The sequence below is a fragment of the Planomicrobium stackebrandtii genome (assembly GCF_030814955.1).
Classification (GTDB): domain Bacteria; phylum Bacillota; class Bacilli; order Bacillales_A; family Planococcaceae; genus Planococcus; species Planococcus stackebrandtii.
This window is the reverse complement of the sequence record NZ_JAUSWB010000005.1, coordinates 1-15,943: the sequence shown is the minus strand read 5'-3', so window position 1 is coordinate 15,943 and position 15,943 is coordinate 1. Positions and strand designations below refer to the sequence as shown.

Below are 15,943 nucleotides of genomic sequence, written 5' to 3'. Positions count from 1 at the left end.
TCTTTGTAGGTTTTCTATGTAAAAGCAAATGGGCTGGTGTGAGCCAGCCCATTCTGTTGTCTATAGCTTATTCCTGTAAGATCAAACTGATATTTTCGCAATCTTTCCTTGTTCAATATACACCAATAAGATGGATATGTCAGCCGGATTCACACCGGAGATGCGGGATGCTTGTGCAATTGACAGCGGACGAACTTCTGCAAGTTTGCCGCGGGCTTCGGTTGCTATTCCCGAAATTGCATGGTAATCGATATTCTCTGGAATTTTCTTGTTTTCCATTTTCTTGAGCTTATCGACTTGCTGCAATGATTTTTCGATATAGCCTTCATATTTAATATGAATCTCAACTTGTTCTTTTACTTCATCTTCGAGCTCCACTGTCGAAGCTGTCAGCTGTGAAATCATGTCGTACGTCATTTCCGGGCGTTTCAACAGATACGCTCCACGAATGCCGTCTTTCAATTCACTGCCTCCAGCGTCCCGGATCACTTGCTGAGTAGTTTCATTCGGCTTGATCATAATGCCTCTCAAGCGTTTGATTTCTTCTTCAATGCGCTCTTTTTTTGCCAGGAATTTCACATAGCGCTCTTCCTTGACCATGCCGATTGCATAAGCCAGTTCAGTCAGACGTATGTCCGCATTATCGTGGCGCAGCAATAAACGGTATTCCGCACGGGATGTCAGCAAACGATACGGTTCGTTGGTCCCTTTTGTCACCAAATCATCGATCAAAACGCCGATATAAGCATCCGAGCGGCTCAAAATAACTTCTTCTTTGCCGAGCACTTTAGCTGCGGCGTTGATTCCTGCCATCAGTCCTTGGCCCGCTGCTTCTTCGTAGCCGGAAGTTCCGTTGATCTGTCCTGCAGTGTAAAGATTTTCGATCCGTTTTGACTCCAGGGTCGGCCATAATTGCGTTGGCACGATGGAATCATATTCAATGGCGTATCCAGCACGCATCATTTCGGCCTTCTCAAGCCCCGGAATCGATTCTAACAGCTTCCGCTGCACATGCTCAGGCAAACTGGTTGAAAGGCCTTGTACGTAAACCTCGCGTGTATTACGGCCTTCCGGCTCCAGGAAGATCTGATGGCGCGGTTTGTCGTTGAAACGGACCACTTTGTCTTCGATTGAAGGACAGTAGCGCGGTCCTGTTCCTTTGATCATCCCGGAATACATCGGTGACAGGTGAAGATTGTCATCGATGACCTGATGCGTCTGTTCGTTTGTATAAGTCAGCCAGCATGGCAGCTGATCTGTAATATATTCAGTGGTTTCGTAGCTGAAGGCACGCGGCACATCGTCACCAGGCTGAATTTCGGTTTTGCTGTAGTCTATGCTGTTGCTGTTGACGCGTGGAGGCGTCCCGGTTTTGAAACGAACCGTTTCAAATCCGAGTTTCTCCAGATTTTCTGCCAATTTAATGGAAGGCTGCTGATTGTTCGGTCCGCTTGAATAGCGCAGATCCCCGATGATGATCTCACCGCGCAGGAATGTCCCAGTCGTAATAACGACCGATTTGGCACGGTAAATGCCCCCTACTTGTGTGATCAATCCTTGAATTTTGCCGTCTTCAACAACCAATTCTTCTGCGATCCCTTGGTGCAAGGTTAAATTCGGCTCTTCTTCCATCAGGCGTTTCATTTCCTGTTGGTAAAGCACTTTATCGGCTTGTGCACGCAGCGCGCGAACAGCCGGTCCTTTTGCGGTATTCAACATTCTCATTTGAATGTGGGTTTTATCAATAACGCGGCCCATGGCTCCGCCAAGTGCGTCAATTTCACGTACAACGATGCCTTTTGCGGGCCCACCGATAGATGGGTTGCATGGCATAAATGCGATCATATCCAGATTCATCGTCAAAACAAGCGTTTTAGCGCCCATCCGTGCTGAGGCAAGAGCAGCTTCTGCTCCTGCATGTCCAGCTCCTACTACGATGACATCGAACGTGCCTGCTTCGTATTGTGGCATGTTCGTTCATTCCCTTCGAGTTTTATTTCCCTAGACAGAACTGAGAGAATAACTGGTTCAGGAGGCCGTCATCTGCGGTGTCTCCAATAATTTCACCAAGAATTTCCCATGTTCGGGTAACATCAATTTGAATCATATCTACGGGAACTTCCATTTCAGCCGCTTCTATGGCATCTGAAATGGTTTGGTGTGCCTGGTGCAGCAATGCAATGTGGCGCACATTGGATACATAGGTCATGTCCCCTGCTTCGATCTCCCCTTGGAAAAACAGGGCAGCAATGGCTTCTTCAAGCTGATCGATGCCTTCTTCTTCGATCAGGGAAGTTGTCACCAGCAGTTTATCACCGGCCAGTTTCTGCACTTGTTCCAGATCGATTTTCTGCGGCAAATCGGTTTTATTGATAACGACAATATAGTCCATATCCTTAACCGTTTCAAACAGCAGCTCGTCTTCCGGAGTCAACGCTTCTGCATAATTCAAAACGTAAAGAATCAAATCGGCTTCTTTCAACACTTTTCGTGACCGTTCCACGCCGATCCGCTCCACAATGTCCTCGGTTTCACGGATTCCTGCCGTATCGACCAAACGCAGCGGCACACCGCGGACATTTACGTATTCCTCTATTATATCACGGGTCGTTCCCGCTATTTCTGTGACAATGGCTTTATTTTCCTGAACAAGGCTATTCAATAGAGAAGATTTTCCGACATTAGGACGACCTAAAATGACGGTTGAAAGCCCTTCTCTCAAGATTTTCCCTTGCGAGGACGTTTGCAGCAATTTCTCGATTTCCGAACGGACCCATTTTGATTTCTCCAGCATGATTGGACGCGTCATTTCTTCCACATCGTCATATTCCGGATAATCAATGTTCACTTCCATTTGGGCAATCGATTCCAACAGGGCCTGGCGAAGCGTGCCAATCAGTTTAGACAGTTTCCCTTCCATCTGGTTGAGTGCAACGTCCATGGCACGGTCCGTCTTTGCACGAATCAGGTCCATAACCGCTTCTGCCTGGGACAAATCGATGCGGCCGTTCAAAAATGCCCGTTTGGTAAATTCTCCAGGCTCCGCAAGCCTTGCACCAGCGCGCAATGCCAGCTCAAGCACCCGATTGACCGACACAATTCCGCCGTGGCAGTTGATTTCGATGACATCTTCGCGTGTGAACGTTTTAGGCGCCTTCATCAGCGATACCATAACTTCTTCCACTCTTTCCTCCGTTGCCGGATCCTCGAGATGCCCGTAGTGGATTGTATGGGTTGGCTGAGCAGCCAATGCTTTCTTGCTCGCAGCCCGAAACAGTTTATCTGCAATAGTTACAGCTTCCGGACCGCTCAAGCGGACGATTGCGATTGCTCCCTCTCCGCTCGGTGTCGATATGGCAGCGATTGTATCGAATTCCATGATGTTTCCTCCTCTTAAAAAAGCGGCAAAGGCAACGGCACCCTGTGGACAAAAATAAAGCGGCACAGCAGACCGAATACCCAAATATATGTTCATAACTTTAATTTACACTCTAAAAAAGTTGTCCACATGTGGACAACCAGTAAATGCACATGGCTTTCTAACATACTACAATAGCATAAAGCAGCCAAAATCAAAAGACGCAGTGCTTTATTTTGATAAATTCCGTTAATTCGGCATAAAAAAACCCGCCATGCCGGCGGGCTTTGGTTTATCTATGCGGCTCAATGACGAGGTAACGGTTGGGGTCTTTCCCTTCCGAATACGTATCAATGTCCAAACGTCTTGATAGTGCCTGGTGAATGACTTTTCGCTCGTAAGACGGCATTGGTTCAAATTGAACCCGTCCGCCGGTCCGAATTGCTTTGTCCGCCATCCGATCCGCCAATTGCTCCAGCGTCTCCTGACGGCGTTCACGGTAGTTCTCAGCGTCCAGTTGAACCATCATAAACTGATTGGAATATTTGTTGGCAACAAGCTGCGCCAATTGCTGAAGGGAGTTCAAAGTTTGTCCTCGTTTGCCGATCAGCATGGCCACTTTCTCACTTTCCAAATAAAAACTGACTTTTTTGCCTCGATGCTCATGAGTAATCGATAAATCCTCGATCTTCATCCCTTTGGCAATCGATTGGATGTAATTTTTTGTTTCTTGAATCGCCTGTTCATTGGAGACTGCAGGAACTTCTTCCTCTTCTCCCTCTTTTACAGGCGGAACTTCGGATGTTTCGTGGATTTCAACAGCTTTTTCTGCCTTTTCCGGAAGTGGAGTTTTTTCAATTACGGTAACTTCAACTTCTGCTTTTTTGGCACCGAAACCGAAAAACCCTTTTTTCTCTTCCTGAATGACTTCTATCTTAACTTCTTCACGTGTAACTTGGAGTTTTTCTAATGCTTCAGATATCGCGCTTTCAACAGTTGGACCCGTTTGCGTAATCTGTTTCACTTTTTAACCCCTCCTGCTTTCGTTTTAACAGGTTGCTGTACTGCTGCGGTTTTCTCCCACGGACGGTAAATGAACAAGTTTTGGATAAGCGAAATGATATTTCCGATAACCCAGTAAAGCGTCAATGCAGAGGGCAAAACAATACCGAATCCGATGATCATTACCGGCATGAAATACATCATGATCTTCATTTGCGGATTGTCCATTGATGGTCCAGTCCGCAAAACGATAAATTGCATCAAACCAGCGATAATGGCTAAAATGATGCTTGGTTCTGCCAGCGGAAAAATCAGAAATGCACCCAAATCGATTTCAGGTGTGCTGTTCATGCGGCTGATGGCATGATAAAAACCGATTAAGACCGGCATTTGAATCAATACAGGCAAACAACCTGCCATCGGATTGACGCCTTTTTCCTGGAACAGCGCCATCATTTCTTTTTGGTATTTCTGTTGTGTGACAGCATCTTTAGACTTGTACTTTTCTTTCAATTTCACAAGTTCAGGCTGTACTTCTTGCATACGTTTTGAACTTTTCGTTTGTTTGATCATCAATGGCAGCATTACCAACCGGATGATGACCGTAACTGCGATAATTCCGAAACCATAAGTTCCCAGTAAATCCTTAAAGAACACAATGGCTGACACCAATGGCCAAACGATAAATTCATTCCAAAATCCTTCACTCTGGTCACTGATCGGCTGATCAAATTCTGTACAGCCGGAAAGCAGCAACGTTACTGCAATCAGTGAAATAAGCAAAACTAATTTCTTATTCACCATTCTTCCCCCAAACTAATTTTCAATTACTTCTATAATACATCTATTCTGCGTGGTCTTCTACTTCCTTGGCAATGCACGTGCAATCTTCAATACATGTTCGAGACTTTTTTTGCTTTCGTGAAAATCCAATGTGGCCGCCTGTGGTCGGGCGATGATAATGTAGTCTGCATTCGGCAATAAATCGTCTTTCAATTCCAAGAAAGTCTGCCGGATATAGCGTTTGATGCGGTTGCGTGCGACTGCATTCCCTACTTTTTTGCTGACGGACAATCCCAGGCGAAATTCAGTTTGTTCATCCTTTAATACATAAACGATAAACTGACGATTCGCAAAAGATTTTCCTTTTTTAAAGATATGTTGAAATTCTTTGTTCTTCTTGATCCGTTGGTGCTTGTTCATTCTTTCACCTGCTTATTGTAATGCTTTCCCGCCAAAATTAGGGCAGAAAAGAAAAAAAAGACCACTGATGCGGTCAGTGGACTTAAGCTGATAATACTTTTCTTCCTTTACGACGGCGTGCAGCTATTACTCTGCGTCCGTTTTTTGTGCTCATACGTGCTCTGAAGCCGTGTACTTTGCTGTGCTTGCGTGTATTTGGTTGGTATGTGCGCAATGTCATATGTGACACCTCCTATAATAAGAGTTAACTATTTTTACTAAAGACAGTCTCGACTATTATAAAGGCGCACGGGTTCAAATGTCAATGTCTTATTGTAAAAGCCTTCTAGATCTCTTTCCTCCGGCTCTTTTAAGTTATACACAGATTGCAACTTTATCCCTTGATGGCCTGTGCACTATTTTTTTCTCCAAAATAATTATCCACATGCCTTATCTACAGTTTTTTAACATACAAACCCCTTGTGGATAGTTCTTGTGTGAGCAAAAAAAGATATGTGGATAACTTAAAGAACTTCTTGTATTGTCTCATCTTTTTTGGTAACATTAACTTGTTTTCACTTGTTAATAGTTTTCACCCAAAATAAGTTATCCACAAATTGTGGGTAAGGTGTGGATAGTTATTCACCATCTTGTTTACAAATGTTATCCACAAGCTGTGATTTTGTGTATGATATACTTTAAAATATAGTTACATATAAAGGAGACGAGCTATTGGAACACTTAGACGAACTTTGGTCGAGTGTCTTAGCCCAAGTTGAAACTAAAATCTCCAAACCAAGTTTTGAAACGTGGTTAAAATCGACAAAACTTTTATCCTACCAGGATGATACAGTCACTATTTCAGCGCCGAATTCCTTTGCACGTGATTGGTTGGAAAACCATTACGTACACTTGATTACCGGAATTTTATCGGATTCCACCGGTGATGATATGATGATCAAATTTGTTGTGCCCAAAGATCAGGATATGGATGATTTTCAACTCCCTGCGCCTCGTGTTAAACCGGGACAAGACCAGCAGCAAGAGTTTTTGCCTGGCATGCTGAATCCTAAATACACTTTCGATACGTTTGTAATTGGTTCAGGCAACCGCTTCGCCCATGCCGCCTCTTTGGCCGTGGCCGAAGCGCCAGCAAAAGCTTATAACCCGCTGTTTATCTATGGGGGAGTAGGACTTGGCAAGACACATTTAATGCATGCAATCGGACATTATGTCCTGGAACACAATCCGAACGCCAAAGTGGTTTACTTATCTTCGGAGAAATTTACAAATGAATTTATCAATTCAATCCGCGACAATAAAACTGGCGAATTTCGTGATAAATACAGGGGTGTCGACATTCTCCTCATCGATGATATCCAGTTTTTAGCAGGAAAAGAACAGACACAGGAAGAATTTTTCCATACATTCAACACCTTGCACGAAGAGTCCAAACAAATCATCATTTCGAGTGACCGGCCTCCAAAAGAGATCCCGACACTCGAAGATCGCCTCCGCTCCCGCTTTGAATGGGGCTTGATCACGGATATTACACCGCCTGATCTGGAAACCCGGATTGCAATTTTGCGCAAGAAAGCAAAAGCGGATGGATTGGACATTCCAAACGACGTCATGACCTATATCGCCAATTCCATCGACTCGAATATCCGGGAACTTGAAGGGGCATTGATCCGTGTTGTGGCTTATTCCTCTTTGATCAACCGCGATATGAGTGCGGAACTGGCTGCAGAAGCTTTAAAAGACATTATGCCGAACTCAAAGCCGAAAGTTATTACGATTTTAGACATCCAAAATGCAGTCGGCGAGCAGTTTAACGTCAAACTGGAAGATTTTAAAACCAAACGGCGGACAAAGGATATTGCCTATCCACGTCAGGTCGCGATGTACCTGTCCCGGGAAATGACCGATTTCTCTTTGCCCAAAATTGGCGAGGAATTTGGCGGGCGCGATCACACAACTGTTATTCACGCACATGACAAAATTTCTAAAATGCTAAAAGACAATCAGCAGCTTCAGCAGGACGTCAAGGACATCAAAAGTGCGCTTGGCAAGTAAAATAAGCTGTGGATAACCCGATAAATCAGCAAGCAGTTTATGCACAGACTGTCTACATGTGGATAAGCTGCTTTTATTGACTCTAAGGGGCTTATCCACATATTCACAGCCCCTACTACTACTATTACTTTAAAAGCCTTTAAATAAAATATATATATAAGCGAGGTTCGAGAATGAAATTCGAGATAAAACGTGAGCGATTAGTTGAAGGATTAAACGATGTAATGAAAGCGGTAAGTTCAAAAACCACGATTCCGATCTTAACGGGAATAAAAATGGATGTTTCTTCAGATGGAATGAGATTGACAGGCAGTGATTCAGATATCACGATCCAAACATTTATCCCAGCAGAAGAAGATGGGGAACAGATCATCCAAGTAACAGATGGAGGAAGTATTGTTCTTCAAGCCAAAGTTTTTGGGGAGATCATTCGCAAATTGCCGACAAATGAAGTGGAAATTGAAATCACAGGAAATTTCCAGACACATATCCGTTCTGGGAAATCTGAATTCCACTTGATTGGCCTGGATGCAATGGATTATCCACAATTGCCTGATATCCAGGATGATCGTTTGTTTACAATTCCAGCAGATCTGCTTAAGACCATTAACCGTGAAACGGTCTTTGCGGTATCAAGTTCTGAAACGCGTCCTGTCTTAACAGGCGTTCATTGGGAAGTAAAAGATGGAGAACTTGTTTGTGTAGCAACTGACAGCCACCGACTGGCTCGACGTAAAACAAAACTGGAAACTTTGCCGGAAGGGGAATACAGCGTCGTAATCCCTGGGAAAAGCTTGACCGAATTAAACAAAATTCTGGATGATACTTCTGAAGCTGTCGAAATCGTCATGACCAACCAGCAGGTTTTATTCAAATCCAAGCACATTCTTTTCTTTTCACGCCTATTAGAAGGGAACTATCCGGATACGACCCGTTTAATCCCGGCAGAATATAAGACTACCGTCACCGTAAACGGCCGTTCGCTCCTGCAGGCGATTGACCGGGCATCGCTGCTCGCAAGAGAAGAACGCAATAATGTTGTTCGCTTCTCCGCAAGTGCAGGAAACGAAGTGGAAGTTTCTTCTAACTCACCTGAAGTAGGGAAAGTAGAAGAGCAGCTTCAAGCCCAAAGCATAGAAGGAGAAGAACTGAAAATTTCTTTCAGTGCTAAATTTATGATGGATGCACTAAAAGCCATCGACGGACAAGATGTCGTCATTCAGTTTACTGGAGCGATGCGTCCATTCATTTTGAAATCGGCATTGGACGACTCGATTTTGCAGCTGATTCTTCCTGTCCGAACATATTAAATTTAAAACACACCCTCAGGATAGCCATCTAGGCTATCCTTTTTACTTTTTAGCTAAAATAGGGTAAAATAGAGGGATAGACTATGAATCGAAGGATGAGTGCATTTTGAGAGAAATCGGGATTGAGACTGAATATATAACACTTGGGCAATTGTTAAAAATGACAGATACAATAAGTTCAGGCGGAATGGCCAAATGGTTTTTGGGAGAACATGAAGTTTTTGTAAATGGTGAAGCTGAAAACCGCAGAGGCCGGAAGCTGCGTGCAAATGATCTCGTCAATATTCCAGAGTTTGGAGATTTTCGTATCGTGACCGCTGAAGGCATGAGCTTCGATGCGGATTGACCGCCTTGAGCTTGTCAATTATCGAAATTACGAATCGCTTGAATTGGAATTTTCTCCAGAGATCAATGTCTTTATAGGAGAAAACGCACAAGGCAAAACCAATATCATGGAATCACTGTATGTTTTATCCATGGCAAAATCCCACCGTACTTCCAATGATAAGGAATTGGTACGCTGGGACGCTGATTATGGTAAAATTAAAGCTGATGTTTTCCGCAAATACGGCAAACTTCCCCTTGAAATTATCCTGTCAAAAAAAGGGAAAAAAGCAAAAGTCAATCACCTGGAACAGCGCAGGCTGAGTGATTACGTTGGCCAACTGAATGTTGTGATGTTTGCGCCTGAAGATCTCCATCTTGTCAAAGGAAGTCCGCAAGTGCGAAGACGCTTTATCGACATGGAAATTGGGCAAATTTCTCCAGTATATCTGCATGATTTGGTGACTTACCAAAAACTGCTTAAACAAAGAAATCACATATTGAAGCAACATTATGGGAAACAAACAATCAATGACGTTATGTTTGACGTTTATACAGAACAATTTATCGAGTCGGCTGTCAAAATCATCCGCAAGCGCTATCAGTTTATGGAGCTTTTGCAGAAATGGGCAGAACCGATCCATCATGGCATTTCCCGGGGGCTGGAACAACTTCAAATCCGCTATCAACCGATCAGCGGTTTAAAGCCTGAATGGACGCCTGCAGAAATGGCGTCCTTTTTAGAGCAGAAACTGGCAGAAGTCCGCAAACGGGAAATTGAACGGGGAGTAACGCTTGTTGGCCCTCACCGCGATGAACTTCAGTTTTTTGTTAATGGCTATGATGTCCAGACTTATGGGTCGCAAGGGCAGCAGCGGACTACGGCTTTGTCTTTGAAATTAGCTGAAATCGAGCTGATCAAGCAGGAAGTTGGAGAAGCGCCCGTCCTGTTGCTTGATGATGTGCTTTCTGAATTGGATGACTACAGACAATCCCATTTATTGAATACGATTAAAGGATCTGTCCAGACCTTTGTCACAACGACAAGTGTCGAAGGCATCCAGCATGAAACAATTCAAAGTGCCCGTCTTTTTGAAGTTTCCAACGGAACAGTCAAGGTATAAATATATGCCTATCCAGATTAGAGCAGCACACCTTCCGAATTACGGAAATTAGTACCGTCATCCCATACAAAAATAAGATGCCGGCTGCTTTTGTGCGGCTGCTTGCAAGCAAAGATTGCATTTATAGTTCTCTTTACCGGAAACTGGCGATTAAGAAAAATATAGATTTATGAACATGCGGCATAAAGAAATGCGTAAGAAAGAGCAGGTGAATGGAATGGCTATGGAAGAAAAAGGTTTACAGGAATCATATGAAGCGAGTCAGATTCAAGTATTGGAAGGATTGGAAGCTGTTCGGAAAAGACCGGGGATGTATATTGGATCTACCGGTTCAAGAGGGCTTCACCATTTAGTATGGGAAATCGTCGATAACAGCATAGACGAAGCTTTGGCCGGTCATTGTACGGAAATCAAAGTTTCGATTGAACAGGACAACTGGATCCGCGTAGAAGATAACGGCCGTGGAATTCCCGTGGGCATGCAGGAAAAAATGGGGCGCCCGGCAGTTGAAGTTATCATGACAGTGCTGCACGCCGGCGGTAAATTTGGCGGCGGCGGCTATAAAGTATCGGGCGGCCTTCACGGAGTAGGTGCTTCTGTCGTAAATGCTTTGTCTGAAACGACGGAAGTTTACGTTAACCGTGATGAAAAAAGACATTACATTAAATTTGAACGCGGTGCAGTAACCGAAGATTTGCATGTCATCGGCGACTCGGATCATACGGGCACGACGATCCGTTTTAAAGCGGATGCGGAAATTTTCAAGGAAACCACTGTTTATGAATTTGATATTTTAGATCATCGCCTGCGCGAACTTGCTTATTTGAATCGCGGCTTAAAAATTGTCGTAAAAGATGAGCGCGAAGGGGAAGAAAAAGAAAAAGTCTATCATTTCGAAGGCGGCATCAAGTCGTACGTTGAGCACTTGAACAAAACAAAAGATCCGCTGCACGAAGAAGCCATTTTCGTTGAAGCTGAAAAAGAAGGCATTACCGTGGAAGTTGCGATGCAATATAATGCCGGCTATGCAGCCAATATTTTCTCTTTTGCCAATAATATCAATACCCATGAAGGCGGAACGCATGAATCCGGCTTTAAAACTGCTTTGACGCGTGTAGTCAATGACTATGGCCGCAAAAACGGCATGCTGAAAGAGCAGGACCTGAATTTGACTGGTGACGATGTGCGCGAAGGATTAACTGCAATCATTTCCATTAAGCATCCGGATCCACAGTTTGAAGGCCAGACAAAAACCAAGTTGGGCAATACGGAAGTCAGCACCATCGTCAATAATTTATTCTCTGGCGGATTCGAGCGGTTCTTATTGGAGAATCCATCCGTTTCGCGAAAAATCATTGAAAAAGGAATTATGGCTTCCCATGCACGGATGGCTGCTAAAAAAGCCCGTGAATTTACGCGCCGCAAATCCGTATTGGAAGTTTCGAGTCTGCCGGGTAAACTTGCCGACTGTTCATCACGCGATCCTAAAATCAGTGAAATTTACATTGTTGAGGGTGACTCGGCTGGCGGCTCTGCAAAATCTGGCCGTGACCGCCATTTCCAGGCTATTTTGCCGCTTCGCGGGAAAATCTTGAACGTGGAAAAAGCCCGTCTTGACCGTATTCTTACCAATGCCGAAATCCGCAACATTATTACGGCGCTGGGTACAGGAATCGGCGAAGAATTCAATTTGGCAAAAGCACGCTACCATAAAGTCGTCATCATGACTGATGCTGATGTCGATGGAGCGCACATTCGCACCTTGCTGCTGACGTTCTTGTTCCGTTACATGCGCCCGTTGCTTGAAGCAGGCTATATTTATATTGCCCAGCCGCCATTGTTCCAAATCAAACAAGGCAAGCACGTGGATTATGTGTATACAGATCAGCAATTAAAAGAAGCACTTGAAAAATTATCTCCAACACCAAAGCCGAATATTCAGCGGTATAAAGGGCTAGGAGAAATGAACGCAACACAACTATGGGACACGACAATGGATCCGGATGTCCGGACCTTGCTGCAAGTTACATTAAACGATGCAATGGTAGCGGATGAAACCTTCCATATCTTAATGGGAGACGACGTTGAACCGCGCCGTAACTTCATCGAAGAAAATGCGAAATACGTTAAAAACCTGGACGTTTAAGTGATGTAGAGTTGAGAGGAGGCTGCGGGTATGGCTGAACGGCCTAGCAGTGGTGTTGAAGAAATAAACATAAGTACGGAAATGCGAACTTCTTTTTTGGATTATGCAATGAGCGTAATCGTATCCCGTGCCTTGCCGGATGTGCGTGACGGGTTAAAACCGGTTCATCGCCGCATTCTTTATGCAATGTACGATTTGGGGATTACCTCAGACAAAGCTTATAAAAAATCAGCGCGTATCGTTGGGGACGTTATTGGTAAATACCATCCTCACGGTGACACAGCTGTTTATGAAACCATGGTCCGCATGGCACAGGATTTCAGCTACCGCTATATGCTGGTGGACGGGCACGGAAATTTCGGGTCTGTTGACGGAGATTCGGCTGCAGCGATGCGTTACACTGAGTCTAAAATGTCGAAAATTTCCATGGAATTGCTGCGCGACTTAAATAAAAACACAATTGATTATAGAGATAACTATGATGGCCAGGAAAAAGAGCCGGTTGTTTTGCCGAGCCGTTTCCCAAATTTATTGGTAAACGGAACTTCTGGTATTGCTGTTGGTATGGCGACCAATATTCCGCCGCATCATTTAGGCGAAACCATTGACGCTGTATTGGCATTGGCTGACAATCCAGCCATCACGACTGAAGAGCTGATGGAATTTATACCAGGTCCTGATTTCCCGACGGGCGGCATCATCCTTGGCCGCAGCGGTATTCGCCGTGCTTATGAAACGGGGAAAGGCTCTGTTTTGATCCGTTCAGTTGTCGACATCGAGACAAAAGCCAATGGCAAGGAAGTCATCATCGTCAACGAAATTCCTTATCAGGTAAACAAAGCCCGACTGATCGAGAAGATTGCTGAGCTGGTTCGCGATAAGCGAATTGACGGCATCACGGATCTGCGGGATGAATCTGACCGCAACGGCATGCGCATCGTCATCGAAGTTCGCAGAGATGCCAGTGCAAGTGTCTTATTGAATAATTTATACAAACAAACAGCGATGCAAACGAGCTTCGGCATCAATATGCTGGCGCTGGTAGACGGCCATCCAAAAGTTCTGGGCTTGAAAGAAATTCTTTTCCATTACTTGGAGCACCAAAAAGTGGTCATTCGCCGCCGTACACAATTCGAATTGACCAAAGCAGAAGACCGTGCCCATATTCTGGAAGGTCTCCGTATTGCATTGGATCATATTGACGCAATCATTGCCTTAATCCGTGGTTCACAGACTGCGGAGCAGGCACGCAATGGATTGATGACCGATTTCAATTTAACTGAACGCCAATCGCAAGCGATTTTAGACATGCGTTTGCAGCGTTTAACTGGATTGGAACGGGATAAAATCGAGGAAGAGTATTTAGGCCTCGTAAAATTGATTGAAGAGCTTCGTGATATTTTAGCGAATGAACACCGCATTCTTGAAATCATCCAGGAAGAAATGCTTGAAATCAAAGAGCGCTTCAGCGATAAACGCAGAACGGAAATTACGACCGGCGGAGCGGAAATGTTCGAAGACGAAGATTTGATTCCAGTGGAAGCTTCAGTATTAACGCTGACGCACAACGGGTATATCAAACGTTTGCCGGCAAACACGTACCGCAGTCAAAAACGCGGTGGGCGCGGAGTACAGGGAATGGGCACCAACGAAGATGACTTCGTAGAACATTTGTTGTACACGTCTACCCACGACACCATTTTGTTCTTCACGAACAAAGGGAAAGTATACCGCAAAAAAGGCTATCAGATTCCTGAGTACGGCCGCACTGCCAAAGGCTTGCCGCTGGTTAACTTATTGGAGATCAGCAAAGAAGAGAAAGTCACAGCCGTAATACGCGTCAACGAATTCAAAGAAGATGCATTCTTCTTCTTTACGACACGTGAAGGCATCAGCAAACGGACCCCTGTGACGAATTACGCCAATATTCGCCAAAACGGTTTGATTGCTATCAGCCTCCGTGAAGAAGACGAACTGATTTCAGTGAAGCTAACAGACGGTACTAAGGAAATGGTCATCGGCACAAAAAATGGTGCGTTGATCCGATTCCCTGAAACAGACATTCGCAGCATGGGCCGAACAGCCAGCGGAGTCCGGGGCATCCGTCTTCGTGAAGGAGATGCAGTAGTCGGCATGGAGATTTTGGATCCTAACGACAATGTATTGGTCATCACGGAAAAAGGATACGGCAAACAGACGAAAGAAGCTGAGTACCGTGTCCAATCAAGAGGCGGCATGGGAATCAAGACGTGCCAGATCACTGATAAAAATGGACCGCTTGTTGCTGTCCGAACTGTTAACGGAACCGAAGACATCATGCTGATCACCGTCAATGGAATTTTGATCCGCATGGATGTCAACGATATTTCGACAACAGGCAGAAGCACACAAGGCGTTCGGTTAATTCGTCTTGGTGACGATGAGATTGTCGCTACTGTGGCGAAAGTCAAAAAAGATATTGAGATCCCTGAAGATCTGGAAGAGATTGAAGAGGATGTCGAAAAAACATTGATCGAAGAAAGTGCTGAAGCAGATGTCTATGAAGACGAAGATATTGTTGCTGATGAAAAGATTGATGATATAGAAGAAACTCCAGAAGAAGACGAAGAATAAAAAAAGTTTCCAGCCCGCTGATCCCATTCAGCGGGTTTTTTCATGTGAAAAAATTATGCAGCGAGTTGGAAGAGAGCCGTCCGGTCCAAAAACTCCTATAGTCTATCCAAACGTTTTTGGTTCACAGTGCTGCCGCGGTGATCGATGATTCGGCCAGTGGCTGCAGATTTGTAAAACTCTGCCGCGATATTTCTTTGTGCGGCTTCAACGCGGAAATTTCATAGCAGACGACTGTCACAACCCTTGGGCAGAGCAAAACCTTTTTCAAACGTAGAGTATTGCCTTACAGTAGAGCTCTATGATGGGCTCGGGCAAAGACGGGGTGGAAGCATTAAGTGGTCAGGCTCTGTAGTTGCCTGGAACTGGCGCAAGGGGTAGTGAACGTTAGCACGTGCATTTAACTTTATTGTCTTCACATAATTAATGAATCACTTGCTCTGCTATTTTGAACCCGATGCTGCTAGAACTTTATTAGCATTCTGAATGAAGGCAAGAGCGATCTGTTTGGTTATTGGAAAAGGCTCAAACACATCCGGCTTTTAATTTATACTTCCGGTTGCTTTGAAAAGATTCAAGAGCAGAAATGTGATGGTGATTTAATTCGTATAAAATTGCAGGAACCTCACTTCAAAAAAGAGTTCTCGTTAAAACCAAAGTTTTTTTCATAAACTGTTGACTCTCATATTTCAGCATGGTATACTAATCAAGTCGCAAATGAGCGCGGCGAACAACTTGAACCTTGAAAACTGAACAGCAAAACGTCAACAAACACGCAACGGCCGCGCAAAACGGCCCGCGCAACTTTACT

The 15,943-nt window shown here is 44.5% G+C and carries 12 protein-coding genes; 6 read left to right on the top strand and 6 right to left on the bottom strand.

All coding sequences use genetic code 11. The features are described from left to right. Window positions 1-81 precede the first annotated feature (81 nt). The 6 genes from mnmG to rpmH all read right to left on the bottom strand — a co-directional run bounded on the left by mnmG (window position 82) and on the right by rpmH (window position 5,783). The gene (gene mnmG / locus QOZ98_RS09830) at window positions 82-1,971 is read right to left on the bottom strand and encodes a tRNA uridine-5-carboxymethylaminomethyl(34) synthesis enzyme MnmG (RefSeq protein ID WP_308787286.1); all 1,890 of its coding nucleotides are present in this window, start codon (window positions 1,969-1,971) and stop codon (window positions 82-84) included. 22 nt (window positions 1,972-1,993) lie between these two features. Beyond that, window positions 1,994-3,379, bottom strand: coding sequence for a tRNA uridine-5-carboxymethylaminomethyl(34) synthesis GTPase MnmE (gene mnmE, locus QOZ98_RS09825; RefSeq protein WP_308787285.1), 1,386 nt, complete (start codon window positions 3,377-3,379; stop codon window positions 1,994-1,996). Window positions 3,380-3,650: 271 nt separating this feature from the next. Next, complete coding sequence (jag, locus tag QOZ98_RS09820) at window positions 3,651-4,382, bottom strand: RNA-binding cell elongation regulator Jag/EloR (protein ID WP_308787284.1); 732 nt, start codon at window positions 4,380-4,382, stop codon at window positions 3,651-3,653. Then, window positions 4,379-5,161, bottom strand: coding sequence for a membrane protein insertase YidC (gene yidC / locus QOZ98_RS09815; RefSeq protein WP_142830328.1), 783 nt, complete (start codon window positions 5,159-5,161; stop codon window positions 4,379-4,381). Before yidC ends, jag begins: the two co-directional genes overlap by 4 nt. Before the next feature lie 60 nt (window positions 5,162-5,221). Continuing rightward, the gene (gene rnpA, locus QOZ98_RS09810) at window positions 5,222-5,563 is read right to left on the bottom strand and encodes a ribonuclease P protein component (RefSeq protein WP_142830330.1); all 342 of its coding nucleotides are present in this window, start codon (window positions 5,561-5,563) and stop codon (window positions 5,222-5,224) included. 82 nt (window positions 5,564-5,645) lie between these two features. Then, window positions 5,646-5,783, bottom strand: coding sequence for a 50S ribosomal protein L34 (gene rpmH, locus QOZ98_RS09805; RefSeq protein ID WP_006830546.1), 138 nt, complete (start codon window positions 5,781-5,783; stop codon window positions 5,646-5,648). Window positions 5,784-6,274: 491 nt separating this feature from the next. Between rpmH and dnaA the strand changes: the two genes are divergently transcribed. From dnaA to gyrA, 6 genes are all read left to right on the top strand, one after another. Further along, on the top strand, window positions 6,275-7,618 hold the full coding sequence (gene dnaA / locus QOZ98_RS09800; RefSeq protein WP_142830332.1) for a chromosomal replication initiator protein DnaA: 1,344 nt from the start codon (window positions 6,275-6,277) through the stop codon (window positions 7,616-7,618). Window positions 7,619-7,791: 173 nt separating this feature from the next. After that, on the top strand, window positions 7,792-8,928 hold the full coding sequence (dnaN, locus tag QOZ98_RS09795) for a DNA polymerase III subunit beta (RefSeq protein ID WP_142830334.1): 1,137 nt from the start codon (window positions 7,792-7,794) through the stop codon (window positions 8,926-8,928). A gap of 106 nt (window positions 8,929-9,034) precedes the next feature. Then, the gene (gene yaaA / locus QOZ98_RS09790) at window positions 9,035-9,274 is read left to right on the top strand and encodes a S4 domain-containing protein YaaA (RefSeq protein WP_142830336.1); all 240 of its coding nucleotides are present in this window, start codon (window positions 9,035-9,037) and stop codon (window positions 9,272-9,274) included. Continuing rightward, complete coding sequence (gene recF, locus QOZ98_RS09785) at window positions 9,264-10,376, top strand: DNA replication/repair protein RecF (protein ID WP_308787283.1); 1,113 nt, start codon at window positions 9,264-9,266, stop codon at window positions 10,374-10,376. The genes yaaA and recF overlap by 11 nt, the downstream gene beginning before the upstream one ends. Window positions 10,377-10,593: 217 nt before the next feature. Beyond that, window positions 10,594-12,522, top strand: a complete 1,929-nt coding sequence (gyrB, locus tag QOZ98_RS09780; protein WP_407676706.1) for a DNA topoisomerase (ATP-hydrolyzing) subunit B — start codon at window positions 10,594-10,596, stop codon at window positions 12,520-12,522. 30 nt (window positions 12,523-12,552) lie between these two features. Then, window positions 12,553-15,135, top strand: coding sequence for a DNA gyrase subunit A (gene gyrA, locus QOZ98_RS09775; protein ID WP_308787282.1), 2,583 nt, complete (start codon window positions 12,553-12,555; stop codon window positions 15,133-15,135). Window positions 15,136-15,943 lie beyond the last annotated feature (808 nt).

Excerpts from the sequence above, each read along its gene's own strand:
- mnmG (WP_308787286.1), bottom strand. The coding sequence starts at position 1,971 with ATGCCACAATACGAAGCAGGCACGTTCGATGTCATCGTAGTAGGAGCT.
- mnmE (WP_308787285.1), bottom strand. The coding sequence starts at position 3,379 with ATGGAATTCGATACAATCGCTGCCATATCGACACCGAGCGGAGAGGGA.
- rnpA (WP_142830330.1), bottom strand. The coding sequence starts at position 5,563 with ATGAACAAGCACCAACGGATCAAGAAGAACAAAGAATTTCAACATATC.
- rpmH (WP_006830546.1), bottom strand. The coding sequence starts at position 5,783 with ATGACATTGCGCACATACCAACCAAATACACGCAAGCACAGCAAAGTA.
- dnaN (WP_142830334.1), top strand. The coding sequence starts at position 7,792 with ATGAAATTCGAGATAAAACGTGAGCGATTAGTTGAAGGATTAAACGAT.
- recF (WP_308787283.1), top strand. The coding sequence starts at position 9,264 with ATGCGGATTGACCGCCTTGAGCTTGTCAATTATCGAAATTACGAATCG.
- gyrB (WP_407676706.1), top strand. The coding sequence starts at position 10,594 with ATGGCTATGGAAGAAAAAGGTTTACAGGAATCATATGAAGCGAGTCAG.
- gyrA (WP_308787282.1), top strand. The coding sequence starts at position 12,553 with ATGGCTGAACGGCCTAGCAGTGGTGTTGAAGAAATAAACATAAGTACG.